Source organism: Halomonas campaniensis (assembly GCF_002211105.1).
In the GTDB taxonomy this organism is placed as follows: domain Bacteria; phylum Pseudomonadota; class Gammaproteobacteria; order Pseudomonadales; family Halomonadaceae; genus Vreelandella; species Vreelandella campaniensis_A.
The window spans coordinates 137,642-164,346 of the sequence record NZ_JPUA01000037.1; the positions used below are offsets into that span (position 1 = coordinate 137,642).

Consider the following 26,705-nt stretch of genomic DNA (forward strand, 5'->3'; position numbering starts at 1 on the left):
CATCATGCCGACTGCCCTCCCTCTTCCGCTCTCTACCCCCAACCGTAATCTGGTGCGACTGACTATTGTCCGCGGCATCACGTGGACCGGTTTTTTACTGGCGATTGTGGTGGGCGTAGAGCTGCTGGCCTTCGATCTACCGGTAACCGCTGTGGTGAGCGTGGTTATTTCCATGGGCGTACTCAATATCGCCACCTGGTGGCGCTTGGGCCGCCCACGTGCGGTGACGCATCTAGAGTACTTACTGCACTTACTCGCCGATATCACGGGTTTAACACTACTGTTCTACTTCTCGGGCGGTTCCACCAACCCTTTTATTACTTACTATCTAGTACCGGTTACCATCGCCGCCGCCACACTGCCCTGGCGCCACGCCTGGATCATCGCCGCCTGTTCCATGGCGGGCTATACCTTTTTAATGTTCTCCTACTACCCGATTCCCCAACTGGGCCATATCAATAGCGATAGCCCCTTGAGTCTGCACATATTAGGTATGTGGCTTAACTTTGGCCTTTCAGCGGGCCTGGTGACATTTTTTATCTACAAGATGGCTCATGCGCTGCGCAGCCGTGATCAGGCGCTCTCCCGCACGAGGGAAGCCGCGCTACGTAATGAGCAAGTGCTAGCGGTGGCAACCCAAGCCGCAGGTACCGCCCATGAACTGGGCACCCCTTTGTCTACCATGGCAGTTCTCCTCAAAGAGATGCAGGCTGACGCCCCCGCCGATTCGGCGCTCGACCAAGACATCAATTTACTTCGTCAACAGGTAGACGTGTGCAAATCACGTCTGCAAAATTTAGTCTCTAACGCTGATCGTCGGCGCATGGCGGAACCCGAAGTGCTGGATGCGGAAGTGTGGCTAGCAGGGGTTGTACAGCGCTGGCTGGTGCTGCGTCCGGATGTGAGTCATCAATTCGATGTGGCCGAGAAGCGCGGAAGGCCTTGGCTGGCCGTCGATGCCACCCTCGACCAAGCGCTAACCAATTTGCTCAACAACGCCGCTGACGCGAACCCTGAACACATTGCCATACGCTTAGACTGGCAGAGTGAGAGCGTGGTAATTGATATACGCGACCATGGCCCAGGTGTCGCCATGTCGATTGCCGACCAGCTGGGGGAGACGTTTATTTCGACGAAAAGCAAGGGCATGGGCATCGGGCTGTTTTTAACCCATGCCACCATCAATCGCTTTGGTGGCGGCGTAAGCCTGTATAATCACCCGGAAGGGGGCACGCTTACGGAAGTTACGCTGCCTCGCTGTGCGTCGCCAAACTAAACGCGACCGCCCCAAGCACCGCCAGTAATGGATTGAGGACAACATGCAAACGCGAGAGCAACGGCTGCTGATCATTGATGACGACGAAATGTTTTGCCATGTGCTGAACCGTGCCCTAACCCGCCGCGGTTACGAGGTCATCGTTGCCCACGACGCAGAGCAGGCCCTGACTATGGCCGCACAGCATGCGCCCACCATGGCGACCCTTGACTTAAAGCTGGAAAACAGCTCAGGTCTGAAACTCCTTCCCGAGCTACTCGCCACCGTCCCCCAGTGCCGAATAGTAGTGCTGACCGGCTACTCGAGCATTGCCACTGCCGTTGAGGCAATGAAACTCGGCGCGGTTAATTACTTGTGTAAACCGGTGGATGCTGATGACGTTTTAATCGCTTTTGAGCGCCAAGCTGGCGATCCGGATATTGAACTGGCTGACAATCCGCCCTCGATTAACCGCATCACCTGGGAGCATATTCAGAAAGTGCTGCAGGAGCACGATGGCAATATATCCGCCACCGCCCGGGCGCTGGGTATGCACCGCCGCACCCTGCAGCGGAAATTACAAAAACGCCCGGTGCGGCGTTAAAGTGACTAATCTCAGCAGGCGAGACGGCAAGCCTGGGCGGGTGAGAGGACAGGTTTCCGCGAGGGCGCTGTGCCCCCCCCCTGGGCGCTACTTACGCCATCTGACCGCCATGGATGGCGGAAATGCCGGAAATGTAGGGAACATTTTTCGGCCATGGCGTAAGACCCTCGCTCCAACCTGCCCTCTCAACCATTCATTAGCCTTGAATCCGCGCACTTAAGAAACGAGAACTTAATGCGCCGTCCAGCCTAAATCGATATTAAAGCTCGACCCGGTCACGGCACCGGCGGCGTCAGATGCCAGGTAAGCAACTAATTGCGCCACCTCTTCAGGCTCGATCAAGCGCTTGATCGCCGCCTGTTTAAGCATGACTTTCTCGATCACCTCCTGCTCATCCATACCGTGCAATTTAGCCTGGTCGGCGATTTGGTTGTCCACCAGCGGGGTCTTGACATAGGCAGGACATACCGCATTCGCCGTGATGCCTTGTTCGCCGCCCTCCAGCGCCGCCGTTTTGGTCAAACCAATCATGCCGTGTTTGGCGCTGATATACGCCGCTTTTCCTGGCGAAGCCACCTGAGCATGTATCGAGGCTACGTTCACAATGCGTCCCCAGCCCTTTTCACGCATATGCGGCCAAGCCGCCTGTGTGAGCAAGAAAGGCGCCGTTAGCATCAAATCCATAATCTGACGCCACTTCTCCTCGGGGAAGGTCTCAATCGAGGCAACGTGCTGAATCCCTGCGTTATTGACCAGTATATCCACGCCTCCAAAGCGCTTGACCGCATCGGCCACCGCCGCCCGGCAGGCATCAGGGTCGGTTAAATCCGCTTCAAAGAAAGCCGCGCCTGCTTGTTCAGCGACCGCCTTACCCGCCGGATTAAAATCGACGGCAAGCACTTGATGGCCTAACTCACAAAAGTGCTTAACCACAGCGGCACCAATCCCGCTGCTGGTACCGGTGACCAGCGCAACTCGCGGCGTTGTAACGGCTTGGGAAGTCATAGGCAATTTCCTTTTCACTACGTGGATGGGAGTTCTGTTGAAAGTCCTGTTTGTAGCATGCTTGTCAGTATAGCTATCTAGGTGTTGGGGACTTCAGCGGGTTGCATTAAACGCGTCATCATTTGCTGCGCCAGCCTCGCGGCCTCCTGCATGCTCTCCAGCTCGCTTAAATCACTCAAAATGGCGCGCTTATAGAGCTGGTAGTCGCCGGGTAAGCGCTCATGAGATAGCCGATAAGCACCTGAGGGCAATGAGAGCGTCAACGTCTCCGCCATGGACTCAGTCCGCAGAGCTGGTTGAGGCACGCCGATTAACCAAAGCTCACAGGGCGTAATCAGCGCACCGACCAGATGCTCAGCGCCATGATGCTGAAAGCAGAGCGCATCAACCCCTAAACGCGGGTTCCAGTCACTTTTCTGTTTAATGGATGGCAAGTGCACATCTCGGTACGCCTTCGCCAGTTCAGCAAGGAGAGCGTATTCGTCAGCGGTAAGCGTTTGCATAGGCTTAATCGTTTTCCCAGATGATAACGGGCATTAATGGTTGGTGTAGCGAGCTGCTATTGGCGTAACAAGCTCCGCTCAGCCACAATAGGCACAAATTTATCGCTCAGCCAACGGCTATTTACCCTTCAGTGATTGTCTACTTGGTTACTTATTCTGCTTATCGTAAAGGAGTACCCGCTATGTTTGTGGTTATTTTTGGTCGGATGTCATGCCCTTTCTGTGTACGCGCCAAACAGCTCGCCGAGCACTTGGAAAAAGTCGGTAAAATCGAGGGCTATCGCTATGTGGATATGCCTTCCGAAGGCGTAACGAAAGAAGATATTGCCAAAACGGCCGGTAAACCCATTCACACTGTTCCGCAGGTGTTTGTCGATCAAGCCCATGTGGGCGGCTTTACTGAATTTGATCAGTTTGTTCGCGACCAGCAGTTGCTTGCCGTTTAACCGCTCGTTAATACGCGTTGAACCCTTGCTTACCTTGCTTGCCTATACTGAGCAGTTATTTAATGGCTCACGCTAGGTGTGCCACTTTAGGCAAGGAGTTCACCATGCAGCGTCAGGAGTTTGTTCAGCAGCTGTGGCTTGACTATGTACATACACACCCCGATATCGGTGCGCTTAGACTGTGGCCATTATCAACCGCGGCTGAATATTTAACGCTGGTAACACTCAATTACGGGCCCTTTGCCGCTGCCGCGCTTACCGGCAATTTAGCTCATATGGGCTATCGCGCCATGGGCCATTTCGCCATGGCCGATAAAGGTCTATTGGTGCAACTACTCGCGCCAAGTGACGGCAGCAGTTGGCTGGTGTTAGCAGAGCTGCAAATAGGCACACTCTCCAAGGCGCCACGGGAAGCCATTGAAGGGTTGGTGCAACAATCTCATCCTCAGGACTGCAAGGGCCATAACTTGCTCTGCCGTGGCCGCCCCTGGCCAATGCCAAGTTGGTCGCTTTATCAGCAGTTGCAGCAAGCGCATCCATTAGCGGCCTGGATAGCAGTGATGGGCCCCCGACTACATCATGCTGGCTTTGATTGCGGGCAGCTTGGGGAGCCATTGGAGGCGCTGGATCAACGCCTCAACGAAGTGGGCATGCCAAGCCTGCAGGGGCAGCAGAACGGCGTTTTTACAGTGTCGTCACTGCTGGATCACCGTTTTTACCCCACCACGCCGCAGAAAACAGTTTTCGCCGATGGCGATGAGCATCGTCTCTGCCTGGGGGGGCTGGCGCTCGTCCAAAAGCACGTTGAAGATAACCATGAGCGAATTGCCGATATCCTGCTTCCCCACCACACGCGCTGTGAGATGGCTTGAGACGCTAGCGGCATAAACACTAGCGTCTATGGGGAGTGGTGGTTATTAGGCGTCAAACGTCATCTCGGGAACATGGTCAGGCACAATTAGCTTGCCCGCCGTTTTCTCGACGATCTCCTCAACGCTTACGCCCGGTGCGCGCTCCTTGAGAATAAAGGCACCATCTTTTATTTCAAGATAGGCGAGATCCGTTAAGACGCGGTTAATGCAGCCTGCGCCGGTTAGCGGCAGTTCGCATTTCTCCAGCAGTTTGGACTCGCCGTGCTTCGAGGCGTGGGTCATGGTGCATATAATGTTTTCAGCACCAGCGACGAGATCCATAGCACCGCCCATGCCTTTGATCAGCTTGCCAGGAATCATCCAGGAAGCGATGTTGCCCTGCTGATCCACTTCAAAAGCCCCCAATACGGTCAGATCAACGTGACCGCCACGAATCATCGCAAACGATTCTGCGGAAGAAAAAATCGCCGCGCCTGGGCGAACCGTCACCGTCTCTTTACCCGCATTGATCATATCTGCATCAAGCTCGTCTTCGGTGGGGTAGCGGCCCATCCCCAGCAGCCCGTTTTCGGATTGCAGCATGACATCGATGCCATCCGGGATGTAGTTGGCAACCAGGGTGGGAATACCAATGCCCAGGTTGACGTAAAAACCATCTTGAAGTTCTTGAGCGACACGTTGAGCCATCTGTTCGCGCGTTAAAGCCATGGTAGTTTCCTCTTGCTGAATCGTTAAATGAGAAGCGAGTGTTACGACGTATGAAGCCGACGGCGTTTGAAACTGACTAAGTTTGAAGCCGTGGCGGTTTAACTACGCACCGTGCGTTTCTCTATCCGCTTCTCAAACGTGCCTTGAATAATCCGATCCACATAGATGCCTGGGGTATGGATTTGGCTAGGTTCAAGCTCGCCCGGCTCAACGATCTCTTCAACTTCCACCACGGTAATTTTCCCTGCCGTGGCGGCCATGGGGTTAAAATTTTGCGCCGTATGGCGATACATCACGTTGCCATAGCGATCCGCCTTCCAGCCTTTCACAATGGCAAAGTCACCTACGATGGCTTCTTCTAAAATACAGTGTCGCCCATTAAATTCGCGAACCTCTTTACCCTCACCAATCGGAGTGCCATAGCCAGTGGCGGTGTAAAAAGCGGGAATGCCGGCGCCACCTGCACGCATTTTTTCCGCCAAGGTACCTTGAGGCGTTAATACCACTTCAATTTCATCATTGAGCATTTGCTTCTCAAACAGGGCATTTTCACCTACGTAAGAGGCCAGAATCTTACTGATTTGACGATCTTCCAGCAGTATCCCCAAGCCAAAACCATCGACACCGCAGTTATTCGATACCACGGTAAGATCATTAACGCCGCGGCGCTTGATCTCGGCGATCAGGTTTTCAGGGATACCGCAGAGTCCGAAGCCACCAGCGATGACGGTCATGCCGCTCTCGATGCCTTCCATCGCCTCTTCGTAGGAAGCTACACGCTTATCGAATCCTGCCATTGTTGTGCCTCACATTGTTGTTGATGATCACTATTAGCGTAGATGAGCGCTGCCCAAAATACGCGAACTGACGCTAACGATAGTGTCAGTGTTGTGCGAGATGATATATTTGTTAAGTTTGTTTTTCTTATCAATTTATTTTTTAAACTTATAAAAGGTACTTTAATGACCGTCAAACAGCTACGCGCCTTTCTGGCGGTCGCCCAATCCCTCAGCTTTACCCAAGCCTGCGAGCGCCTGCACCTATCCCAACCGGCGTTAAGTCTGGCGATTAAAGGCCTGGAGGAGTCCCTGGGTGGCAAATTGCTGATTCGCAGCACCCGTAGCGTCAGACTAACCCCTGAAGGTGAGTCGCTGCTACCGCTAGCCAAACATCTGCTGGCCCAGTGGGACAATACCGAGGAGCGTTTGCGCCAGCGCTTCACCCTCCAACTGGGGCGGCTCAGCGTGGCGGCAATGCCCGCCTTTGCCGGAAACTTACTCCCGGCGGCGCTGGTTAAATTTCGCCAACAGTACCCCAAAATCAACATTACCGTGCACGATGTCATCAATGAGGAGGTCACCGCCATGGTGCGCTCCCGACAGGTAGAGATGGGGATCGCTTTTTCGCCGGAGGGTACCGGCAGCCTGCTGTTTACGCCGCTGTTTGAAGACCATTTTGTGGCGGTCGTACCGGCTGACTCTCCGTTAACCCACTCTTCCCAGCTCGCCTGGTCAGCACTGCTCGACCACGATTTCATTACGCTTCAGCGCCCCTCCATGGTGCGACGCTTACTGGAACAGGAACTGGGTAAGCGGCATATGGCGCTAACGGTGGCTTTTGAGAGCCACCAGCTCTCCACCGTGGGTAGAATGGTAGCCGACGGCCTGGGCGTCAGCGCGGTGCCTTCCATGTGCATTCGCCAAATGCGTGAAGTGGGCGCCCGCTGCATACCGCTAACGGCGCCCGCTATCTCCTGTCGAGTCGGCATCCTGACCCACCAGGAGCTCTCTGTCGCTGCCCATGCACTGCGCACCGTACTGCTTGATACCGTTCAAGCGCCCTCACTCTCCCACTAGCCCCGGACTAAGTTGATGAGATACGCAGGGTTTCTGCTGGGCAGGGTGGCTAGGATCATTTAGCATTCAGTATTACGCTATGGGTTTGACGGTAAGGAAACGCGGTATGCCTATTTTTAAGGGGCTGGTTAGCGCACTGCTGCTAACGCTCAACACGCTGTTCTGGGGCGTACCTCTCATTCTGCTGACACTACTTAAAGTCATTGCCCCAGGGCAACGGCTCAGACAGTTAGTGCTGCGGGGGCTGAATGGTGTCGCGCTAAACTGGATAGGCGTTAATCTCTGGTGGATGCGTCACTGGCTCAAGCCCGTGCTAAACGCCAGCGTTCCTGATAATTTGAGCCCTCAGCAGTGGTGGTTGGTGATATCCAACCACCGCAGTTGGACTGATATCTTTATGCTGTTGATGGCGTTGCATCGGCGTATTCCCATGCCGCGCTTTTTCCTAAAACGTCAATTAATCTGGATTCCCATCGTAGGGCTGGCTTTTTGGGCGCTGGAATTTCCCTTCATGCGTCGTTTTAGCCGCGAACAAATTGCCAAAAACCCTAAACTGGCCACCATTGACCGTATCGCTACCGAACGCATGTGTCAGCAGGCGCGCCTCTCCCCCATTGCGATCTTTAACTTTGTCGAGGGCACCCGCTTCTCGGTTGCCAAACGTGATGCCCAACAGAGCCCCTACCGCCATTTATTACGTCCCAAAGCCGGCGGCATTGCCCAGGTACTTAGTCTGCTAGGCAACCAATTGGATGGTATCCTGGATGTAACGATCAGCTACGCTAATCCCTCGCCCACGTTTTGGGGCTTTTTGTGCGGCAGAGAGGCGCCCGTTACCTTGCAGATCCGGCAACTCAGCATTCCTGAGTGGATGTACGCATCAGATAACCACGAAGAAAAGCAGCATAAGGAACGCTTCCACACATGGATCAATGCACTCTGGTTGGAAAAAGATGGCATGCTGGACAGCCGAACCGATCACGACTAGCTGGCTGGCTCACTGCTTGGCTATTAGCGGGGCTACTCACCGGTTGCTCCAGCGCTCCTCCATCATCCCAGCGAGCGGCTGCGCCTAGCGCCAGCCAGATTAGCGGTGACTGGGTGCAAGTGCAGCGTGGCGATACGCTGGGGAAACTGGCGGCCCGAGCTAACGTGCCGCTGGAGCGTTTGGAGCGTTTTAACCCTGGTGTTAATGCTCGTCGCCTGGAAATTGGCCAGCGCCTGCTAATTCCCACTCAACAAGAGCGGGCACCTTCCGGTGGCCCCTACCGCTACCAAATCCGTCCTGGCGATACGTTCTCGAGTATCGCCCGACACTTTGGCACCACCAGTGGTCGCATTCAGAGCGCCAACCCTAGCGCCTCTCCCACTAATTTGAGAATTGGCCAAATAGTCAGTCTACCGCTAAGTGGTTCAGCGACGCGCAGCTCATCGCAAGGCTCGGCAAGCAGTAGTAGTTCATCAAGCGCTAACAAGCCTGCCACTGCACCCACCAGTAGCGCGCCCAGTCAGGCACTGCCCTCTTCAGCCCGGCGCTGGCCCTGGCCACTGGATGATTATCGCGTGGTTCGTCGCTTCGGGGCGGACAGCCGTGGCACTCTTCAGCCCATGCTGCTGGCTACTCAAGCCGGTGCCCAGGCTAAAGCCGTCGCCCCTGGTGAGGTGCGCTTTGCCGACGGTATGCGTCAGCTAGGTGAAGTGGTGATTGTGCACCATGCCGACAATCTGCAGACCGTGTACGCCCTTTGCGAGCGCATTTTGGTCGAGGTAGGCAAGCAGGTGAGCACCGGGGATCCGCTCTGCGAGGTAGGCCAAAGCAGTGCCACCCAGCGCTATGATCTGCTCTTTGATCTGCGCCAAGGTGGCAAACCCATCGATCCCAAGCAGGTACTGCGCTAAAACAGTTGCTTAGTCATACTGTACTTAATAAAACAGCGGCCCCCTACATAAGCGGGGCCGCGGGACAGCGGTTACACCTTTATCCCCGGTAGTAGCCCGGTTTTACAAACGGCATGGGGGTCACCACCATGGGTAGCTGCTTACCGCGAACTACCGCGAATACGGCACTTTGCGGCGCTTCCAGTTCGCGACTGACATACCCCATCGCCACCGGCTTACCGACACTTGGGCCAAAGCTGCCGGAGGTTACGCTGCCTATTTCGTTGCCCGCCTCATCAACCAGTGGCGCACCCTCGCGTACCGGCGCACGTCCTTCAGCCAATAGTCCAACGCGCTTACGGGTGTGATCCTTAGCATCGACCTGATGAAGAATCACGTCAGCGCCTGGAAAACCGCCAGGCCGATCACCATCACGGCGACGCGGCTTACCTACTGCCCAGATTAGACCCGCTTCCACCGGCGTGGTTTGCTCATCCATATCGTGTCCGTAGAGGCATAAACCCGCTTCCAAACGCAGCGAGTCACGCGCCCCCAGGCCAATCGCTTCGACTTCGGGCTCGGCCAGCAAACGCTCGGCGAACGCTTCACAGTCATCGGCTGCGACGGAAATCTCAAAACCATCTTCGCCGGTATAGCCGCTGCGGCTCACCCATACCTCCTGCCCGGCAATGGTGAAGCGGGCATGCTGCATAAACACCAGCTCACAGGCTTCAGGGCAAAGCCGCTGCATCACCTCCCGCGCCTGGGGGCCCTGCAGCGCCAGGAGGCCACGATCCAAAGGTTCAATCGTATGCGTTGAGGCCAAATTAAGCCGCAGGTGCGCCAAATCCTGATCTTTGCAGGCGGCGTTCACCACTAAATAGAAGTGATCCCCCGCATTGACCACCATCAGGTCGTCAATAATGCCACCGTCGGGGTTGGTGAAAAGCCCGTAACGCTGGGAGCCCTTTTCCAGGCCCACTAAATCAGCAGGTATCAGGGTTTCCAGCGCTTTGGCCACGTTGTCTCCAGAAACACTAATCTGCCCCATATGGGAGACATCAAACAGCCCACACTTTTGACGCGTGTGCTCATGCTCTTTTTTGACCCCCAGCGGGTATTGAACTGGCATATCATAGCCAGCAAACGGCACCATTTTGGCGCCTAGCTTGAGATGTAGCGCATGAAGCGGCGTTTGTTTTAATTCGGACATGGGGGCTTTCCTCACTTTAAAAATTATTCACTTATAAATGCTTTACTTAAAAAAGAGACGGGAAGCCACTGCTTAAGTGTCTTCCCGACTCTACTGTCATTCACGTTTTGTCTTCACCTACAGCGCCTTTTAACGCGCTACGGATACTATTGGTCGTGATCCAGCTCTTCACCCGGCAATACGTCTTTGCCGTCGAAATAGTCCTTGGTTAGTTTAAAGACTACCGGCGAAAGCAGTGCCAAGGCAATCAGGTTCGGGATCGCCATCATAGCGTTGAAGGTATCCGCCATGAGCCAGATAAAGCCCAGTTGAGCGATAGCACCCAAGGGGATGGCCAGTACGAACAGCACCCGATAGATCATAATTGAGCGCGTGCCAAACAGGAACTGGCAGCACTTCTCGCCGTAAAATGACCAGCCGAGGATGGTGGTAAAGGCAAAAATCGCCAACGCAACAGCAACGATCTGATTACCAAAGCCAGGCAGCGCAGCGTCAAACGAAAGCGCGGTCAGCGATGCCCCCGCTTCACCCTCCTGCCAAACCGTCGAGGTCAAAATCACCAACGCGGTAATCGTGCACACAATAATGGTATCGATAAAGGTGCCCAGCATCGCAATTAAGCCCTGGCGCACCGGGTTTTTGGTTTTTGCCGCTGCGTGTGCGATAGGCGCACTACCCAAACCCGCTTCGTTAGAGAAAATACCGCGTGCCACACCAAAACGAATCGCCGCCATGACGGCGGCACCGGCAAAACCACCTGCGGCCGCCATGGGGTTAAAGGCGTAGTAGAAGATCAAACCAAAGGCTTCACCGATCTGCCCGGCATTGACGATCAATACCAACAAGCCAGCAACTACATAGGCAATGCCCATAATCGGCACCAGCTTGCCCGCCACTTTAGCAATACGCTTGATACCGCCCAGAATCACCGCGCCAGCCAGCACCATAATGACCACACCCGTGAGCCAGTGTGGCACGCCGAAGGTGGCGTCCATGGCGTCAGCAACGGAGTTGGACTGAACGGTATTGCCGATCCCAAAGGCTGCGACAGCGCCAAAAAACGAGAACAGGCCGCCTAACCATAGCCACTTTTTACCCAAGCCATTCTTGATGTAAAACATCGGCCCGCCCACGTGATAACCGGTACTATCAGTTTCACGATAACGCACGGCCAGCACCGCTTCGGAAAACTTAGTGGCCATCCCCACCAGTGCGGTAATCCACATCCAAAACACCGCGCCTGGCCCACCTAACGCGATGGCCGTGGCGACACCGGCAATATTACCGGTGCCGATGGTCGCAGAGAGTGCGGTCATCAAGGCATCAAAAGGCGATATTTCCCCTTCATCACCCTCTTTGGCAGGGGCGGCTTTACCCACCCCAGGCTTCGCATCACGCCCGGCCCACATTAGCTTGAAACCCATGCCGAGCTTTCTAATCGGCATCAGTTTCAAGCCAAGCTGCAGGTAAATCCCCACACCGAGTAGCAGAATCAACATGACGGGCCCCCAGACCACGCCGTTGATTGCCCCTAAGAGGCTAGTTAATGCTTCCATGTTCATTTCCTCGCTTTGTTGGTATGCAATGGTGGTGTGTATTGTTGATTGGCTACCATATAGTGGTTATTTGCGACGTCGCTATGGCTGGTTAGCATAGGATGTAAACGTTTTACACCATAAACTTAGCAAGCATCTAGGGTGATGTCGCTTGCGCATAGAGGATACCGCTTTTTTCATAATCCGACGTCTGCCCCCAGGCGAAAATGTAACTGGACAGATAACGCTACCCAGCACGCCATGGAGCAACGAAGAAATTTGTTTCCGATTGGAAACACGTTAACATGCTGGTTTATTCGCTCGACCCGCCCTAGCCACTATTCGCCAAGGCGAGCGACAAACGCTAGTATGCTCGGGCCCAGTAAACTGTTTCATATAGGAAAACATCATGAGCAATCTTCCTGCCAATCTCCGTTACGCTGAAAGCCACGAGTGGGTGCTTGATAATCAAGACGGCACCGTGACCGTGGGCATTACCGATCACGCCCAGCAGGCGTTAGGTGATGTCGTGTTCGTTGAACTGCCTGAAGTAGGTACCGCGCTGAGCAAAGGCCAGGAGTTTGGCGTTATCGAATCGGTCAAAGCCGCTTCTGATCTCTACTCGCCGGTGGTTGGCGAAGTCATTGAGGTGAATGACACCCTTGAAGACGCCCCCGAAACGGTCAATGAAGCGCCTTACGAAGGTGGCTGGATTATGAAAGTGCGCTTAGACGGCGACACCCTTGACGGCCTGCTGGATGCCGACGCCTATCAAGCAACGCTAAGCGCCGACGACTAAGTCATTTAGTCGCATTAAATAGCAGGGCCTGTCGTTAATTTTGGCGGCTCTGCGCTTATCGCCCTGCACGGTTCTCTCTTAACGTCCGGAATCTTCTTCATGTCTCTTGAAACACGCCGTCTGGCCGAGCTGGCCGATCACGATGCTTTTATCAAACGTCATAATGGTCCAAGTCAAGATGACGTGGCCACCATGTTAAAAGCGCTCAACATGCAGCACATGGAAGATCTGATTGAACAGACCGTGCCGAGCGATATTCGTCTTGGCCGCGAGCTAGCGCTTGATGATCCGCGCAGCGAAGCGGAGGCACTAGAGTACCTAGCCCAGTTAGCGCGGCAAAACCGCGTGACTAAAAGCTATATTGGCCAGGGCTACTACGGCACCCATATGCCCGCAGTGATTCAGCGCAACGTATTGGAAAACCCGGGCTGGTACACCGCCTATACCCCCTACCAGCCAGAGATTTCTCAAGGCCGCCTGGAAGGCTTGCTGAACTTCCAACAAGTGGTGATGGATCTAACCGGTATGGAGCTGGCCAATGCGTCGCTGCTTGACGAAGCCACCGCTGCCGCCGAAGCCATGGCGCTGTGTAAGCGCGGCAACAAGAGAAGCAAATCCAACGTCTTCTTCGTCGCCGACGACGTTTTCCCACAAACGCTGGACGTGATTAAAACCCGCGCCGAGTTCTTTGGCTTTGACTTGATCACCGGGCCTGCGGAGGAGCTAGCCAACCACGATGTCTTTGGGGCGCTTGTCCAGTACCCCTCCGCCAGTGGTGAAGTGCGCGACCTGGCACCGCTATTAAGCGCCGCGGCTGAGCGCAACATCATGACCTGCGTGGCCAGCGATCTTTTGAGCCTGGTGCTGCTTAAAGAACCCGGCCAGCTGGGAGCGGACATTGTGGTGGGCAACTCCCAACGCTTTGGCGTTCCCATGGGCTTTGGCGGCCCCCACGCGGCGTTCTTCGCAACTTCCGATAAGCTCAAGCGCTCAATCCCAGGGCGTATCATCGGCGTCTCCAAAGATAGCCGTGGCAACACAGCCCTGCGCATGGCAATGCAGACCCGCGAGCAGCATATCCGCCGCGAGAAAGCGACCTCGAACATCTGTACTGCCCAGGCGCTTCTGGCCAACATCGCAGGCTTTTACGCCACCTATCACGGCGCTGAAGGGCTGCGCAAAATTGCCGGTCGTGTTCACCGCTTGGCCACCCTGCTTGCCGAAGGCCTTAAGCAGGCAAGCGTATCGCTCGCTCATGACAGTTGGTTTGATACGTTACGCCTGACGGGTGTTGATGCCGGTAAGATCCATGGCCGAGCCATGACCCATGATATTAATCTGCACTACTTCGCCAATGGCGATGTGGGCATCAGCCTGGATGAAACCACCACCGCCCACGATGTAGCCACACTGTTTGATGTACTGCTGGGCGATGAGCACGGCCTTGCCGTTGCAGTACTCGACGAGCAGGTGGTGGCTAACGGTGCTTCCGGCATTCCCGCGGCCTGCCAGCGCGAAAGTGACTTTTTGAGCCATCCCACCTTTAACCGCTACCGCAGCGAAACCGAAATGCTGCGCTACTTGAAGCGTCTTGAGAATAAGGATCTGTCGCTGGCTCATGCGATGATTCCGCTCGGCTCCTGCACCATGAAGCTTAACGCCACCAGCGAAATGATTCCGGTCTCCTGGCCCTCGTTTGCGCATCTGCACCCCTTTGCGCCCCGCGACCAGGTGGCTGGCTATCATCAGATGATCGACGAACTCTCGGCCTTCCTGGTCGAAGTCACTGGCTACGATCACCTCTCGATGCAGCCCAACTCCGGTGCTCAGGGGGAATACGCAGGCCTTGTAGCGATTCGTCGCTATCAGGCGGCCCAGGGTGAAGGCCATCGCGATGTCTGCCTGATCCCAAGCTCTGCCCACGGCACCAACCCGGCCTCGGCAGCCATGGTGCAGATGAAAGTCGTGGTGGTAGAGTGCGACCAAAACGGCAATATCGACATGGCGGATTTGCGTGCTAAAGCCGAGCAACATCGCGATCAGCTCTCCGCCATTATGCTGACCTACCCGTCTACACACGGGGTGTTTGAAACCAGCGTGCGCGAAGCGTGCAAAATCGTTCACGACAACGGTGGTCAGGTGTATATCGACGGCGCCAATATGAACGCCCAGGTAGGGTTAACCCGCCCCGGCGATTTTGGCGGCGATGTCTCTCACCTTAACCTGCACAAAACGTTCTGTATTCCCCACGGTGGCGGCGGCCCGGGCATGGGGCCTATCGGCGTAAAAGCCCACCTGGCACCCTACGTTTCCAACCACGTGGTAACGCCAATCAATGGCGTCAACGCGGAAAGCGGTGCGGTATCCGCGGCAGCGTTTGGCAGTGCCTCGATCCTACCCATCTCCTGGGCCTACATTAAAATGATGGGCGCCCGCGGCCTGCGTGAAGCCACCGAGCTTGCCATCCTAAACGCCAACTATATTGCCAAGCGTTTGGAAGCGGCATTCCCGATTCTTTATCGTGGCCAGAACGGTACGGTTGCCCACGAATGCATTATCGATATTCGCCCGCTCAAAGCGGCCTCGGGGATTAGCGAGGAGGATATTGCCAAACGCTTGATGGATTACGGCTTCCACGCACCGACCATGTCGTTCCCGGTGCCGGGCACGCTGATGATCGAACCTACCGAGTCAGAGTCGCTGTATGAAATCGACCGCTTCTGCGATGCGATGATTGCCATTCGTGACGAGATTGCTCGAGTAGAGAGCGGTGAGTGGCCGCTGGATAATAATCCGCTGGTCAATGCGCCACATACCCAGGCAGATCTAATGGATAGCGACTGGCAGCGGCCTTATGACCGCCAGTTGGCAGCCTTCCCAACCGCAGCGGTTCAAGCCGCGAAATACTGGCCCGCCGTTAACCGCGTTGATAACGTGTTTGGCGACCGGCAGTTAATCTGCTCCTGCCCCAGCATTGATGAGTACCGCAACTAACGGCAAAGCTGACAAGATGTGAAGCGATAGCGCTTTAAGTGACCAGAACGCTCTTGGTGTCTTAACTAGACGGCACCAGGGGCGTTTTTTCTTGTAGACGCTGAGCATGAAAGCCGTCTAACAGCTTCTCGTAACGCTTGGGCAGCACAGAATCGCGGCGGCGCAGCAAATAGAGCACTTCATTGACCGCATTGGGCAGGTTCAACGCTTTTACCTGACGCTGCCAGGGCGAGGTTTCCAACACCAGCCGCGACACCACGGTAAAACCCAACCCCCTGGCCACTGCATCCAGCACCATGCTGACTTCATTGGTAAAGCCTTGATGGCGGAAATGGGTCATCGAGCGAAACTCGTCGGGGTAGTTGGCTCGCAGCAGTGCATTGGCGTGGTTAATGCCGTCGTAATAGTTGAGAAAGCCGATGCCCATTAAATCTGACAGTGTGCTGCCCGCAAAATCAGCAGGCACCACCAAGCAGAGCGGTTCTTCATGCCAAATGCTGCAGCTAAGCTCAGGGTGTCGCATTGCCTCGGTGACTATCCCGATGTCATAACGCCCTTCGAGCAGGTCATTGACGATTTCGTGGTTGAACGCAAAGCTATAGTTGACCGTTAAATTGGGGTGCATTTGCTGCTGCCCCAATATATACGGATAGAACATCAGGCCAACGCTACCCGGCGAGGCAATCCGGCAGTCACCGCTATCCAAAGAGTCATCATCCAGCCCGTGACGGAACTGCTCATGCTCAGCAAATAACTTTAAAGCGTAATCGTAAGCACGCCGCCCCGACTCGGTTAATGTAAAGCTGCGCCCCTTACGCTCTAGCAGCTCTTTATTTAAATAGTCCTCTAGCTTGCGTACATGCTGGCTTACGCCCGGCTGGGTCATCTCTAAACGCTGAGCCGTACGGGTAAAACTGCCTGTTTCAACAAGCGTAATAAAGGTACGAAAATAGTGGGCATTGAACATAGTGAAGCGCCATGGTCTTTGATAACGGTCTTTAGCAGCTCTGTTTGAGAAACCGCTGTAGGCAATAGAGTAGTAACTAACAAAAGTGCTATTGCCGCCGCCCTGTAAAATATGCCCCATAATAGCACACCCCGGCGAGCCAGCCGCTGCGCTGTACCCGCCGCTTGGGCGTGGTAGTATGCCAAGAGACATCAAACGATTAGGGACAGCCCCGCTAATGACCGAAAACGTTCAACCTCGCGCCACCCTTTCCAGCATTATTTCCCCCGAAGGAAGCCTCGAAGTCCTCTCTCAGCATGAAGTCAACCGACTGCATAAAACGTCTCAAAGCGGTCTACACGATCTACTTCGGCGCTGTGCGTTGGCAGTACTCAATTGCGGCAATCCCAGCGATGACAGCCTGGCGATTTTAGAAGCCTATAAAGACTTCGATATTGAAGTGCTGCAGCAAGACCGCGGCATTCGCTTAAAGCTAACCAACGCCCCCGCCGAAGCCTTTGTTGATGGCCGCATGATTCGCGGTATCCGTGAGCATCTATCCTCGATCATTCGCGATATTGTTTACGTCTACAATGAGATTCAGCACCACAATCGTTTTGACCTGAGTACGGGAGAAGGGACTACCAATGCGGTCTTCCATATTCTACGCAAAGCGGGAACACTAAAACCCGGCCGCGACCCTAGTCTGGTGGTGTGCTGGGGTGGACACTCTATCTCCCGGGAAGAGTATGAATATACCAAAGATGTGGGTTACCACTTAGGCCTGCGCGACTTGGATATTTGTACCGGTTGTGGCCCTGGGGCTATGAAAGGCCCCATGAAAGGCGCCAACGTGGCCCATGCCAAACAGCGGCGTAAAGAGGGCCGCTATTTGGGTATTTCAGAGCCCGGCATTATCGCCGCTGAAGCGCCTAACCCCATTGTCAATGAACTGGTGGTCATGCCAGATATTGAAAAACGCTTGGAAGCCTTTGTACGCCTAGGCCATGGCATTATCGTTTTCCCTGGCGGCGTAGGCACTGCAGAAGAGATTCTCTATCTGCTGGGCATTCTCCTGCACCCCAGTAACAAAGAGATCCCCTTCCCGTTAATCTTCACCGGCCCAGCTAATTCTGCAGCCTACTTTCAGAAAATTGATGAATTCCTGGTCTATACCCTTGGTGAAGGTATCCGCCGCTACTACACCATCATTACCGGCGACCCGGTATCGGTTGCGCGCACCATGCGCCAAGGTATTGATGAGATCGCTGAATTCCGACGCACCCACCAGGATGCTTTCTACTACAACTGGAGGCTGACCATTGCGCGGGACTTCCAGGCCACCTTTGAGCCGACGCACGAAGCAATGCGCTCGCTGGCCCTGCATCGTCAACAACCCACCCACGAGCTCGCCGCCAATCTGCGCCGCGCTTTCTCGGGGATCGTCGCGGGCAATGTCAAAGAGGCTGGCATTCGTGCCATTGAAGCTCACGGCCCCTTTGTACTGACCGCAGAGCCCGAGCTCATGCAGCGTCTTGACGAGTTGCTTACCTCGTTTGTCGCCCAAGGGCGCATGAAACTCGATGGCCAGCACTATGTACCCTGCTATGTGCTGAAATAACAGCTCTTGGGCTCTGTCTGACAACTGGCTGCGCCCGCCGACTTTTCAGACAAAACCTAATCCTGAAGGGAATCAATACGCACAGCTGCCGGTGGCACGGCGGCTGTACGCTAAAAGGGGCCGGGTCGCCTTATGCTGTTTATTGCGTTTATAGCACTGCTAGTCGCAGGTATCGTCAAAGGCGCCATCGGTTCAGGCGTTCCGGTTATTGTCGTACCCATTCTCACCATGCTGTACGACGTTCAACTCGCTATCGCCCTACTAGTCGCACCTAACCTGTTTAGTAATGCCTTACAGGTTTGGCAATATCGACGCCACTTATTACCCTTGCGCTTCTTGGCAGCGTTCTCCATTGCTGGCGGGTTAGGCATTGTGCTGGGCACTTGGGGATTAGTCGTGTTATCTCCCGAAATATTGTCCCTGGGTGTCGCGGGAGTGATCGTGCTTTACCTCATCATCAAAGTGATGAAACGGCACATCGCCCTGCCCTTTAACATCGCCGCGCGGCTGGTGATTCCCATTGGCCTGCTGGCAGGCGTGCTTCAAGGCGCGGCAGGCATGTCGGCGCCAGCGTCGGTTACCTTTCTCAATGCGATGCAGCTGAAACGAAACGTATTTATTGGCTCCATCTCGGTCTTCTTCGTCGCCATTACCTGTGTTCAAATACCGGCGCTTTTAAACGCGGGCATTTTAACCCTGGAACGTTTTCTGTTTAGCATCCTTGCTCTTGTGGTCATACTCGCCGCCATGCCCCTAGGCGCCCGCCTGGGCAATCGGCTGCCCCACCGCTGGTTTGATAATTTGGTTATGCTGCTGCTAGCCAGTATCGCCGGTAAAATTTTTATCGATACGCTGATGGCTGGCTAGCTCCACGGAGAGCTTTCTCTACGCTTTTTTTCTCACTTCAACTCAACAGTGTTGGGAACCAAGTCAGGTAAAAGTGGCCAGAATAGCTACACTGAGTGGGCATTTCCTCACTATTGACCTTGAAAGGAACTCAACATGTCGATGATCAACCAGCTAAAAGATGTAAAAACCAAAGATTTCGCCAAGCACTGCTATGAAAGCAGCAGCGTCGATAAACTGCGCGAGGCGTCGGAAGGCAGTGCCGATCAATCAGAAATGGAGCACTGGGGGTTAACCGAAGGGCAGTGGGAAGAGGCGATTGTTGCCGCCCTCGCCGACCATGAAGCCAAAGAGTAAGTATTCCTCCTCAACGCAAAGATTATTGGTAGAGACAGGTGCGCCCTAGCGGATAACCGCCAGGGCGTTTTGGTTTTCCAGCGCTTACTGTACACAGGGCTTACTCCAAACGGGAGAAGGCAATGCCACCATACTCCTTTTGCAGTCGCTCAAACCTGGCCAGTTCGTGTTCCGTTAGCTCGGGCGAGTCCCATAATGGCTGTTCATCCAGATCTTTCAGTCCTTCCAATGTGACCGTCAACTCTGCATCACTGGGTATTTGAGCATTTCCCCACGGACCAAAGCGGTTAGGCGCAAGGCTCCACTCCAACGTCTCTCCAGGCTCAATGCCATCAGGTATGACGTAGTAGAAAACCTCATCCACCCAAGGTACTGAGTGGCCAAGGCTAGTCACCACGCCCCTCAACAGTAGCTCAGAAATGGCTTGATCCGTGCCATTGGTCACTTCAAGATCAATCACCGGTTCCGGAGCGCCGTAAGGGCTTGAGCCCATGTAATAGTGCGCACTGTCAATGGTAAACCGCGCTAACTGCTGCTGATCACTGATGGCTTTTGCACGCTTCTCTTCCAGCCGTTTCAAGGTGCGAATAGCCTGTTCGCGTTCGCGTGCCCGGCGCTCGCGCAGAATTTGATCGGCACGCTGGATCACCTGATCCCCCGTTAATCCATGCATTTGCGCGTTGGCAGTTTCGGCGATCTCAGCGGCATTCATGCGGTGGGGGTTGAGAATATCGATACCACTAAACGATGTCGACGTGGCGATAATGATCAAGCCTTGATCAAACTCATCGCGCTTGTAGGTGGGCAAGGAGTTACGCACTTTCTCAACAGAGACAACCGACGCAGGCATGGAGCTAGTATCAATTTTGGGATCTGAGCAACCAGCTATCATGAGTACTGATAGTGATATTGCAGACAGCCTTAGCAGGCTCCACATACAATCACCTCAAAGCAGGCAGATAAAAATTCCAGAGGAGCTTAACGGAAAGCGCTATTCACCACTAGTCCCTGCCATTTGAATTTCTACGGGTATCCTAGGGCCTGTTGACGTTTTGAGGATGGCATTGACAGCATAGGGGCAAACTCGCAGGATACAGATTCCGCCCCAACAAACTGCAAGATTGCCATGCCCCGACTGATGAGTTGCCAGCAGGCAGGGCATTAGTGGCTGATTGATAAGGGGATGGTTCCATGAACCTGCGCCTGCATAACTCAAATACAGTAATTCGAGTGCTTGCAGCTATCTTGTTACTGGTTTTGCTCCCACGTCACACTGACCACTAGTCCATTGGGTATGCGATTACTGAGCGTAAGGCGTGCGTTCTGGCGCAGAGCCAACTCCGAGACAATCGACAAACCCAACCCGCTGCCGGTGGTGCCCTGGCCAGACGCGCGCCTAAAACGCTCAGTAACTTTATCCAAAAGTGCCTCGGGGAGTCCGGGGCCAGTGTCTCTCACCGTGAGTTGAGGCAACCCCTCCCAAAGCGCTAATTCAACTTCAACCTGACCGCCTTCTGACGTATAGCGCAAGGCGTTATCGAGTAGATTGCGGAAGAGAATTCCCACCTCTACTTCGTCGGCGCGAACCTCCAACTGGGTTAAGCCTATTAGCCTCAAGTGCTGATTTCGCTCTTCAGCGAGTGGCCACAGCTCGGCTACCAGTTCGGCAATAATCGGATAAAGATCAATAGTGGCCGGCGAGGTTGTCGCCACTTGATCCAATCGAGCCAAAATAAGTAGTTGTTCTACCACACGCTGAAGCCGCTCAACCCCGACATAAGCCTTTTGTAATGATTGCTCTCCCCCTGCCTGCGCATTATCTAGGTGAATCCTTAGCGCAGCTAAGGGAGTGCGTAATTCATGGGCCGCATCTGCAGTAAAGCGCCTCTCGCGCTCTAAGGTTTCTTTCAACCGAGCGATAAAGTCGTTTAGCGATTCACGCAATCCATTAAGCTCTTGAGGAACCGGATTATCAATTTTACGCAGGTCGTGGGCAGAGCGGCCTTGTACTTGTCTGGAAAGCGCTTGGATGGGTGCAATACCCCGCCGGATAATCCGACTCATCAGCCAAAGAAGGAGTGGCAGCAACAGAAGCATCGGCAATAAATTGTTCCAGGTGATGCGCTCCACCACTTCAGCATGAAACGAACCCTGTAGCCCCATACTGATCCAGGTATCGCTTGCAACATCGAACATGCTGAAAACTCGCCAGCGATGACCATCGTAGCTTTCCCAGCGAAAACCCTCCTCTAAAGGCGCGGGGAAAGGGCCAGCATCATTCCATTTGCCCCCAAGAAGCCTGGGTGAGCCATCGGCATTCCAAAAACCCAGTACTAATTTAAGTTCTTCCTCGTGGTAAAGCTTGGTACCTGATTCAAAGCTTCTGTCGGGCACTGAGTTACCGTCGCGATATAGCTGAGCCGGATGTTCTGGAAGGCCCATGCGCGAAGCCAGGCGAGCATAGTCGTCAATGGTAGCATTTGGATCGAGTTGGCCAGCCACAATCCGGCTATGCAGACTAAGCTGTGTATCGAGAATTTCTTCTAGCTCATGATCCGTGATTAAGTAAGCCGCGGTAACCGCCAAGCCACCGGCGACAACCATGGTAATGGCTAGCGTGCGCAGCAGATAACGCCGTATCGATCTCATTGCGCCTGGCTATCCAGCCGATAGCCAATCCCACGCACGTTAATAATCAATTCCTTTTCAAGCTTTTTACGCAGATGATGAATGTGAACCTCCACCGCATTGGACTCTACCTCTTCGCCCCAGCCGTAAAGCAAATTCTCTAAACGAGGGCGAGATAGCACCTTGTCCGGGTGCCTAGCCAGTTCTAGCAATAAGGCATACTCGCGCCGGCCCAACTTTACGTCTTTCCCCCGCCAACTCACCGTATGGAGAGCCTCATCAATACTCAGTGCACCCAGCGTCAATATTTGCGAGGCACGCCCCTCCGCGCGCCTCATTACGACACGCAAACGGGCGAGTAGCTCCTGCAAATTGAAAGGCTTGAGCACATAGTCATCCGCCCCCGCATCTAAACCGCCAATACGGTCTTCCATGGCATCACGGGCCGTCAAAATCAGAATCGGCAGAGTAGATTGCTGTCGGAGTAAATGCAGTACCTGCATACCGTCCATATCGGGCAGCCCAAGATCCAAAATAATCACGCTGAAGGCCTCGCTGCCGATAGCGCTGATTGCCTCGCGGCCAAGCATGAACCAATCGACCGCGTAGCCCTCGCGCTCTAGCGCCGTCTTGATGCCATCCCCAAGCAGGGGGTCATCTTCTATTAGTAGTGCACGCATGCTGATTCCCTCAATCGGCAAACCGCTATCTTGGCTACCAAAACTTAAGCTTTTCTTAAATAGAGTAACTTACCTCTCAACAAGCAACCTCATCTAAATCCAACCAGTAAGCCCACCACCCTATTTTTTAAATTTCTTACGCAGTTTAACTCTTCTTTAAGTTATTTAGACTCAAGCTGCCTCTTTCGCCATAGGCAAAGCCAAAGCAGTGCCTTCACTGGCGGACATTTTAATCTGTTCTGTCGCTACCGTGGACAGATCATTTTCTATTAACTTAACAGAGCGCCAGCGTATGCACTTACTGACACTTATTAGAACAAATTATCATTTAAAAATAGTGGCCCGTTTTTTAGAAAAAAGAATGAAGCAATATTTACTGATAGGCATACGGTATATCCTCAAAGCACCTGCACCAGAAACCATTGACAACCTTGTGGGCATAGAAAAAATCCTAATTATTCGCCCCAATTTTCGCCTGGGCAACGCGCTGATCAGTACTCCGGCCATCGATGCTTTTCGTGAACGTTTCCCTTCCGCGCGCATTGACTATTTAGCGACGGATAAAACATTTCCACTGTTACAGCAACGTCCTGTTGATCATTTTTATTTACTGTCGAGAGCCGCTATTCTGCGCCCTTGGCAGTGTGTGACACTATTAAGACGCTTACGAGCACAACGCTATGACCTGGCGGTACAAGTGAGCGGAGGATCAACGAGCGGCTTAATTGTGACCCGGTTAATAGGGGCACGGTACAGCATGGGTTCACGTAAAGGCCAGCAGCGCTGGTACAGCATTGAGGCGGAAGGTAAGTCATCACATGCCTACGATGCCATCGTCAACTTGACACGTCCGCTCGGTGTTGACTGCCGTAATCGGCCATTGCTCCAGTTAACTGAGCAGGAACGCTATCAGGCAATGACGAAAATACAGCAGCTAGTCAGCCTTCATAGCGATGATCCATCAGATACTAATTTTATTGCGATCTTCGTTGGTGGGCATCAAAACAAACGTTGGCCGTTGGCATTTTGGTTAATGCTCATTGATGCCTTGGAAGCCAGTAAAATACGCTATGTCGTATTTCTTGGGCCGGAGGAGTTTAGGCTTCTAGCCCCTATTGAGCAGCGTTTGATGCCATCACTGTATGGCAGCTTATGCGCACCGCTTCCTATCCGTCACTTTGCCGCTGTTCTAGTGCGGGCGCGGTTACTCGTGACGCCAGACTCAGGGCCTATGCACTTAGCGGCAGCACTCGATGTCGCCACCATTTCCCTAGTACGACAGACAAAATCACTCGCTTTCGTACCACGAGAAGCCTATGACACCATTCTTTGGCGCCCAGAGATAAGCACGGTCATAGAAGCCATCCGCGCTAATCTTGACGGACAAAACTCAACGGCTCCTGTTCAATCGGCATCGCCTGCCCAATGGCCGATATGCCGCCTTTCTTCGGCTTCGGCGGGACGATGTTAAATGCCTACCCGATGTATAATTTTGCTTAATACCACATGCTTGGCCAATCGGTGCACCGACCCAGTCGTATAGACAGTCTTAATCCCATTGCGCTTTATCTCCCGACTAATGGTGCTGCTGTGAACTCCAATAGCCTTAGCTATTTGTCGTTGGCTGATACCAGTCTCAGGATAAACAAAAGTTTAGCATCGTTGAGCCTGGGTCAGTCATCGGTATCCCATGCTCTGCTTCACTTTGGTAGGTAAAGTCGAGAGGGTAACGGCGCAGACCCTCCTTTCTCTACTGTGTGATCCAAAGTGCTGCGGTTGTTCTATGAATCCAGGCCAGCAGTCAGAAGATATTAGCCAAGCGTGCCGAAGCCTTGCCAATTAATGAATGCTTAAGTGATTGTTAAGTATTCCATGGCAAGCTGTTATCCACTCAACTACTCTGGTGTATGCACATGGTTTTATCGCATCTATTGGACTCCAACCAGGGCTTTTGGAAACGGCTTCTACCCAAAACAATGACAACCTCGGAGGGCTTTGTAGGTGGTGTCAATGCATTTATTCATTCTGCTAAATGGCTTTCCTTTAGAGCCAGCGTTGTTTTAATTAGTTTACTCGCCACTCTGCTGTGGTTAACGGGAATAGAAAAAACCGAGGTCACCATCGCCGTATTAAGTGTAACGTCAAATGGTATATCACAGTTGCTTGAACGCTATTTTTCTATCAGTGAATTGAAAATGGTTGAAAATGATTTGTTCGATACGCTAGACGCATTGGGAGCTGCAGGAGTTGGAACCTTAATAATTTTATATTTATTAGAGTAGCGCACCTAATAAATGACTCACCTTTTTTGCCGCTTGGTTCATTCCCAAATCGCGCTCGCTTTTTTTGATGGAACAGGGCGATCTCCCTTCACGAGCGGTGATCGACTTGTCGAAATAGATTTTATTAATCTGGGGCTAATAAAAAAATATTGGGTGGCCTATCAACTACCCAATTTACTGCGGGAGTATCTTTCACGCTGAGGAGGCTTAGTGATCAAATCAAGCTAGCTAGAACACTGGGTTAGCCACCAGTTGCATTCATAAACCTCACTATTTGAACTTCACCATCCGTCGTGAAGTGATGACGCTCAGGTTTTTTCTTCATTGCCGCCACAATGCTCGATTTAAGCCGCTGGGTATCACCCGGATAACGTCGCATGACGGCGCGTAAATCTACCGAGTGCTCATTGCCCAGGCAAAGCAGTAGCCGCCCTTCAGCCGTTACTCGAACACGATTACAGGCAGCACAGAAATTATGGCTATGGGGAGAGATGAAGCCAATCCGCGACTGGCTGTCTGCCATACGGTAATAGCGGGATGGACCTAGGGTGGTCTCGGTGGTGGGTAAGAGTTGATAGTGGTTTTCTATGGTCTCGCGTACCGCATCGGTGGAAAGAAAGGTTTCACCCCGGTTATGCTCGCTGATAGCGCCCAACGGCATCTCCTCAATAAAGCTGATATCGACGTGTTCATCCCGGGCGAAGTTTACCAAGTCGATAATTTCGTCGTCATTGCGCCCCTTGAGCAATACGGCGTTTAGCTTAATCGACTGAAAGCCAGCGCGGCGCGCTGCACGGATACCCGCGATCACCTGATCAAGATCCCCCGTCCGGGTTAATGCTTTAAAGCGTTCGGGCTTTAGCGAGTCGAGGCTAATATTGAGCCGATGTAGCCCGCCTTGGCGCAAAGCCTCGGCATGCTTGACCAAACCTGAGCCGTTGGTGGTCATCGCCAGCTCGCGCAGACCTTCCAATGCACCGAGTTTTTGCACTAGTGTTAGTACGCCCTGGCGTACTAACGGCTCACCGCCAGTTAGACGAATTTTCTCCACGCCCAGCTCGACAAATGCCTGTGAAAGCGCGGCTATCTCCTCAAGGGTAAGCAGTTGGGCGCGTGGCAGAAAGGTCATTTCCTCAGCCATGCAATACACACAGCGAAAATCACAACGATCAGTCACCGATATACGCAGGTAACGCACCGTGCGGCCAAACCCATCTACTAGTGCATTCATTCTACGGGCTCCTCTTGGGTACTGGCATTAACGGGCAGCCGGGCAATGAGTCCTTTCACCTCTGCGGTAACCTCAGCGATTGTTTGCTCATCATAAAACTGACCCCGTCGCTTGCGCAGGCCATTTTCATATAGCTTGACATGCTCTGTGGGTATCACATCCGCTTTGGCGAGACAGTGGCTGGCGCAGTGCATCTGGCACCCGTCAATGGCTACGATAGGCCGCCCGGAGCGGGCAATACGCACCAGGCCGGGCACACCACCGCCCACACCGGCAATGCAGGACATTTCTGCCTCTCCTGCATGGTCAAGACGCAGGGCAACGCTATTGGCAAGTTGCGCCACATCAGAGCAGCCGGAGCAGGCATAAATCAGTGTGCGGGGTTTGTGATGTGAAGACATACCCTCTCCTATAAAAAGCAAACAGCATCAGCAGCCACAGTGAGT

Annotated in this window: 26 protein-coding genes and 1 pseudogene; 14 read left to right on the forward strand and 13 right to left on the reverse strand. The window is 53.7% G+C overall.

Features of this window, described 5'->3' with window-relative positions; all coding sequences use genetic code 11:
* The first annotated feature begins 4 nt into the window (after nt 1-4).
* Nucleotides 5-1,276: an ATP-binding protein gene (locus JI62_RS17990; protein ID WP_088701492.1), complete on the forward strand. Its 1,272-nt coding sequence runs from the start codon at nt 5-7 to the stop codon at nt 1,274-1,276.
* Between the two features lie 43 nt (nt 1,277-1,319).
* Nucleotides 1,320-1,859 carry a response regulator transcription factor gene (locus tag JI62_RS17995; protein WP_088701493.1) on the forward strand — a complete coding sequence of 180 codons (540 nt, stop codon included), beginning with the start codon at nt 1,320-1,322 and terminating at the stop codon, nt 1,857-1,859.
* A 231-nt stretch (nt 1,860-2,090) separates the two neighbouring features.
* Here the strand turns inward: JI62_RS17995 and JI62_RS18000 are convergent, their stop codons facing one another.
* Nucleotides 2,091-2,864: a 3-hydroxybutyrate dehydrogenase gene (locus JI62_RS18000; RefSeq protein WP_088701494.1), complete on the reverse strand. Its 774-nt coding sequence runs from the start codon at nt 2,862-2,864 to the stop codon at nt 2,091-2,093.
* Between the two features lie 77 nt (nt 2,865-2,941).
* Nucleotides 2,942-3,367 (reverse strand): [NiFe]-hydrogenase assembly chaperone HybE, encoded by a 426-nt coding sequence (hybE, locus tag JI62_RS18005; protein ID WP_088701495.1) that lies wholly within the window; start codon nt 3,365-3,367, stop codon nt 2,942-2,944.
* 182 nt (nt 3,368-3,549) lie between these two features.
* Between hybE and JI62_RS18010 the strand changes: the two genes are divergently transcribed.
* Together JI62_RS18010 and JI62_RS18015 are read left to right on the forward strand one after the other, a co-directional pair.
* A complete protein-coding gene (locus tag JI62_RS18010) occupies nt 3,550-3,813 on the forward strand; it encodes a GrxA family glutaredoxin (RefSeq protein ID WP_035579179.1) in 264 nt (87 codons plus the stop codon).
* 104 nt (nt 3,814-3,917) lie between these two features.
* The gene (locus JI62_RS18015; protein ID WP_088701496.1) at nt 3,918-4,685 is read left to right on the forward strand and encodes a DUF1338 family protein; all 768 of its coding nucleotides are present in this window, start codon (nt 3,918-3,920) and stop codon (nt 4,683-4,685) included.
* 45 nt (nt 4,686-4,730) lie between these two features.
* On the opposite strand, the gene JI62_RS18020 is transcribed toward JI62_RS18015, so the two are convergent.
* Both JI62_RS18020 and JI62_RS18025 read right to left on the reverse strand, forming a co-directional pair.
* Entirely contained in the window at nt 4,731-5,393 is a 663-nt protein-coding gene (locus tag JI62_RS18020; protein WP_088701497.1) for a CoA transferase subunit B, read from the reverse strand.
* Between the two features lie 98 nt (nt 5,394-5,491).
* The gene (locus tag JI62_RS18025) at nt 5,492-6,190 is read right to left on the reverse strand and encodes a CoA transferase subunit A (protein ID WP_064232851.1); all 699 of its coding nucleotides are present in this window, start codon (nt 6,188-6,190) and stop codon (nt 5,492-5,494) included.
* A 165-nt stretch (nt 6,191-6,355) separates the two neighbouring features.
* Here JI62_RS18025 and JI62_RS18030 point away from each other — a divergent pair, with 165 nt between their 5' ends.
* The 3 genes from JI62_RS18030 to JI62_RS18040 all read left to right on the forward strand — a co-directional run bounded on the left by JI62_RS18030 (nt 6,356) and on the right by JI62_RS18040 (nt 9,148).
* Nucleotides 6,356-7,249, forward strand: coding sequence for a LysR family transcriptional regulator (locus tag JI62_RS18030; RefSeq protein WP_088701748.1), 894 nt, complete (start codon nt 6,356-6,358; stop codon nt 7,247-7,249).
* 106 nt (nt 7,250-7,355) lie between these two features.
* Complete coding sequence (locus JI62_RS18035; protein WP_088701498.1) at nt 7,356-8,237, forward strand: acyltransferase; 882 nt, start codon at nt 7,356-7,358, stop codon at nt 8,235-8,237.
* Between the two features lie 113 nt (nt 8,238-8,350).
* Nucleotides 8,351-9,148, forward strand: coding sequence for a LysM peptidoglycan-binding domain-containing protein (locus tag JI62_RS18040; RefSeq protein ID WP_088701499.1), 798 nt, complete (start codon nt 8,351-8,353; stop codon nt 9,146-9,148).
* 79 nt (nt 9,149-9,227) lie between these two features.
* On the opposite strand, the gene gcvT is transcribed toward JI62_RS18040, so the two are convergent.
* Together gcvT and JI62_RS18050 are read right to left on the reverse strand one after the other, a co-directional pair.
* A complete protein-coding gene (gcvT, locus tag JI62_RS18045) occupies nt 9,228-10,340 on the reverse strand; it encodes a glycine cleavage system aminomethyltransferase GcvT (protein ID WP_088701500.1) in 1,113 nt (370 codons plus the stop codon).
* 146 nt (nt 10,341-10,486) lie between these two features.
* Entirely contained in the window at nt 10,487-11,896 is a 1,410-nt protein-coding gene (locus JI62_RS18050; protein ID WP_088701501.1) for an alanine/glycine:cation symporter family protein, read from the reverse strand.
* 388 nt (nt 11,897-12,284) lie between these two features.
* On the opposite strand from JI62_RS18050, the gene gcvH reads away from it, so the two are divergent.
* Nucleotides 12,285-12,674, forward strand: coding sequence for a glycine cleavage system protein GcvH (gene gcvH, locus JI62_RS18055; protein WP_088701502.1), 390 nt, complete (start codon nt 12,285-12,287; stop codon nt 12,672-12,674).
* 99 nt (nt 12,675-12,773) lie between these two features.
* Nucleotides 12,774-15,668: an aminomethyl-transferring glycine dehydrogenase gene (gene gcvP / locus JI62_RS18060; protein WP_088701503.1), complete on the forward strand. Its 2,895-nt coding sequence runs from the start codon at nt 12,774-12,776 to the stop codon at nt 15,666-15,668.
* Between the two features lie 61 nt (nt 15,669-15,729).
* Here gcvP and JI62_RS18065 read toward each other — a convergent pair whose 3' ends face one another.
* Nucleotides 15,730-16,635: a LysR family transcriptional regulator gene (locus tag JI62_RS18065; protein ID WP_088701749.1), complete on the reverse strand. Its 906-nt coding sequence runs from the start codon at nt 16,633-16,635 to the stop codon at nt 15,730-15,732.
* 217 nt (nt 16,636-16,852) lie between these two features.
* Between JI62_RS18065 and ppnN the strand changes: the two genes are divergently transcribed.
* From ppnN to JI62_RS18080, 3 genes are all read left to right on the forward strand, one after another.
* Nucleotides 16,853-18,235 carry a nucleotide 5'-monophosphate nucleosidase PpnN gene (gene ppnN, locus JI62_RS18070; protein WP_088701504.1) on the forward strand — a complete coding sequence of 461 codons (1,383 nt, stop codon included), beginning with the start codon at nt 16,853-16,855 and terminating at the stop codon, nt 18,233-18,235.
* A 132-nt stretch (nt 18,236-18,367) separates the two neighbouring features.
* On the forward strand, nt 18,368-19,102 hold the full coding sequence (locus JI62_RS18075) for a sulfite exporter TauE/SafE family protein (protein WP_211594278.1): 735 nt from the start codon (nt 18,368-18,370) through the stop codon (nt 19,100-19,102).
* 135 nt (nt 19,103-19,237) lie between these two features.
* A complete protein-coding gene (locus JI62_RS18080) occupies nt 19,238-19,438 on the forward strand; it encodes a hypothetical protein (protein ID WP_088701505.1) in 201 nt (66 codons plus the stop codon).
* A gap of 100 nt (nt 19,439-19,538) precedes the next feature.
* Here the strand turns inward: JI62_RS18080 and JI62_RS18085 are convergent, their stop codons facing one another.
* The 3 genes from JI62_RS18085 to JI62_RS18095 form a co-directional block, all read right to left on the reverse strand.
* Entirely contained in the window at nt 19,539-20,375 is an 837-nt protein-coding gene (locus tag JI62_RS18085; RefSeq protein ID WP_346425908.1) for a DUF6694 family lipoprotein, read from the reverse strand.
* Between the two features lie 311 nt (nt 20,376-20,686).
* Nucleotides 20,687-22,087, reverse strand: a complete 1,401-nt coding sequence (locus tag JI62_RS18090; protein ID WP_088701507.1) for an ATP-binding protein — start codon at nt 22,085-22,087, stop codon at nt 20,687-20,689.
* Nucleotides 22,084-22,746, reverse strand: a complete 663-nt coding sequence (locus JI62_RS18095; protein WP_088701508.1) for a response regulator — start codon at nt 22,744-22,746, stop codon at nt 22,084-22,086. Before JI62_RS18095 ends, JI62_RS18090 begins: the two co-directional genes overlap by 4 nt.
* 292 nt (nt 22,747-23,038) lie before the next feature.
* Here JI62_RS18095 and JI62_RS18100 point away from each other — a divergent pair, with 292 nt between their 5' ends.
* Nucleotides 23,039-24,217 (forward strand): glycosyltransferase family 9 protein, encoded by a 1,179-nt coding sequence (locus tag JI62_RS18100; RefSeq protein WP_088701509.1) that lies wholly within the window; start codon nt 23,039-23,041, stop codon nt 24,215-24,217.
* An 83-nt stretch (nt 24,218-24,300) separates the two neighbouring features.
* Here the strand turns inward: JI62_RS18100 and JI62_RS23250 are convergent.
* A pseudogene (locus tag JI62_RS23250) lies at nt 24,301-24,423 on the reverse strand (helix-turn-helix domain-containing protein); the annotation flags it as partial.
* A 236-nt stretch (nt 24,424-24,659) separates the two neighbouring features.
* Here JI62_RS23250 and JI62_RS18110 point away from each other — a divergent pair.
* A complete protein-coding gene (locus JI62_RS18110; RefSeq protein WP_088701510.1) occupies nt 24,660-25,028 on the forward strand; it encodes a hypothetical protein in 369 nt (122 codons plus the stop codon).
* Nucleotides 25,029-25,269: 241 nt separating this feature from the next.
* Here the strand turns inward: JI62_RS18110 and moaA are convergent, their stop codons facing one another.
* Both moaA and JI62_RS18120 read right to left on the reverse strand, forming a co-directional pair.
* Nucleotides 25,270-26,259 carry a GTP 3',8-cyclase MoaA gene (gene moaA, locus JI62_RS18115; protein ID WP_088701511.1) on the reverse strand — a complete coding sequence of 330 codons (990 nt, stop codon included), beginning with the start codon at nt 26,257-26,259 and terminating at the stop codon, nt 25,270-25,272.
* Nucleotides 26,256-26,660: a putative zinc-binding protein gene (locus JI62_RS18120; protein WP_088701512.1), complete on the reverse strand. Its 405-nt coding sequence runs from the start codon at nt 26,658-26,660 to the stop codon at nt 26,256-26,258. The genes moaA and JI62_RS18120 overlap by 4 nt, the downstream gene beginning before the upstream one ends.
* Nucleotides 26,661-26,705: the final 45 nt, after the last annotated feature.

Excerpts from the sequence above, each read along its gene's own strand:
- JI62_RS18010 (WP_035579179.1), top strand. The coding sequence starts at position 3,550 with ATGTTTGTGGTTATTTTTGGTCGGATGTCATGCCCTTTCTGTGTACGC.
- JI62_RS18110 (WP_088701510.1), top strand. The coding sequence starts at position 24,660 with ATGGTTTTATCGCATCTATTGGACTCCAACCAGGGCTTTTGGAAACGG.
- ppnN (WP_088701504.1), top strand. The coding sequence starts at position 16,853 with ATGACCGAAAACGTTCAACCTCGCGCCACCCTTTCCAGCATTATTTCC.
- gcvP (WP_088701503.1), top strand. The coding sequence starts at position 12,774 with ATGTCTCTTGAAACACGCCGTCTGGCCGAGCTGGCCGATCACGATGCT.
- JI62_RS18025 (WP_064232851.1), bottom strand. The coding sequence starts at position 6,190 with ATGGCAGGATTCGATAAGCGTGTAGCTTCCTACGAAGAGGCGATGGAA.
- JI62_RS18000 (WP_088701494.1), bottom strand. The coding sequence starts at position 2,864 with ATGACTTCCCAAGCCGTTACAACGCCGCGAGTTGCGCTGGTCACCGGT.
- JI62_RS18085 (WP_346425908.1), bottom strand. The coding sequence starts at position 20,375 with ATGTGGAGCCTGCTAAGGCTGTCTGCAATATCACTATCAGTACTCATG.
- JI62_RS17995 (WP_088701493.1), top strand. The coding sequence starts at position 1,320 with ATGCAAACGCGAGAGCAACGGCTGCTGATCATTGATGACGACGAAATG.
- JI62_RS18065 (WP_088701749.1), bottom strand. The coding sequence starts at position 16,635 with ATGTTCAATGCCCACTATTTTCGTACCTTTATTACGCTTGTTGAAACA.
- JI62_RS18075 (WP_211594278.1), top strand. The coding sequence starts at position 18,368 with ATGCTGTTTATTGCGTTTATAGCACTGCTAGTCGCAGGTATCGTCAAA.
- JI62_RS18080 (WP_088701505.1), top strand. The coding sequence starts at position 19,238 with ATGTCGATGATCAACCAGCTAAAAGATGTAAAAACCAAAGATTTCGCC.
- gcvT (WP_088701500.1), bottom strand. The coding sequence starts at position 10,340 with ATGTCCGAATTAAAACAAACGCCGCTTCATGCGCTACATCTCAAGCTA.
- JI62_RS18020 (WP_088701497.1), bottom strand. The coding sequence starts at position 5,393 with ATGGCTTTAACGCGCGAACAGATGGCTCAACGTGTCGCTCAAGAACTT.
- gcvH (WP_088701502.1), top strand. The coding sequence starts at position 12,285 with ATGAGCAATCTTCCTGCCAATCTCCGTTACGCTGAAAGCCACGAGTGG.
- JI62_RS18050 (WP_088701501.1), bottom strand. The coding sequence starts at position 11,896 with ATGGAAGCATTAACTAGCCTCTTAGGGGCAATCAACGGCGTGGTCTGG.
- JI62_RS18030 (WP_088701748.1), top strand. The coding sequence starts at position 6,356 with ATGACCGTCAAACAGCTACGCGCCTTTCTGGCGGTCGCCCAATCCCTC.
- JI62_RS18095 (WP_088701508.1), bottom strand. The coding sequence starts at position 22,746 with ATGCGTGCACTACTAATAGAAGATGACCCCCTGCTTGGGGATGGCATC.
- JI62_RS17990 (WP_088701492.1), top strand. The coding sequence starts at position 5 with ATGCCGACTGCCCTCCCTCTTCCGCTCTCTACCCCCAACCGTAATCTG.
- JI62_RS18035 (WP_088701498.1), top strand. The coding sequence starts at position 7,356 with ATGCCTATTTTTAAGGGGCTGGTTAGCGCACTGCTGCTAACGCTCAAC.
- hybE (WP_088701495.1), bottom strand. The coding sequence starts at position 3,367 with ATGCAAACGCTTACCGCTGACGAATACGCTCTCCTTGCTGAACTGGCG.
- JI62_RS18015 (WP_088701496.1), top strand. The coding sequence starts at position 3,918 with ATGCAGCGTCAGGAGTTTGTTCAGCAGCTGTGGCTTGACTATGTACAT.
- JI62_RS18100 (WP_088701509.1), top strand. The coding sequence starts at position 23,039 with ATGCACTTACTGACACTTATTAGAACAAATTATCATTTAAAAATAGTG.
- moaA (WP_088701511.1), bottom strand. The coding sequence starts at position 26,259 with ATGAATGCACTAGTAGATGGGTTTGGCCGCACGGTGCGTTACCTGCGT.
- JI62_RS18090 (WP_088701507.1), bottom strand. The coding sequence starts at position 22,087 with ATGAGATCGATACGGCGTTATCTGCTGCGCACGCTAGCCATTACCATG.
- JI62_RS18120 (WP_088701512.1), bottom strand. The coding sequence starts at position 26,660 with ATGTCTTCACATCACAAACCCCGCACACTGATTTATGCCTGCTCCGGC.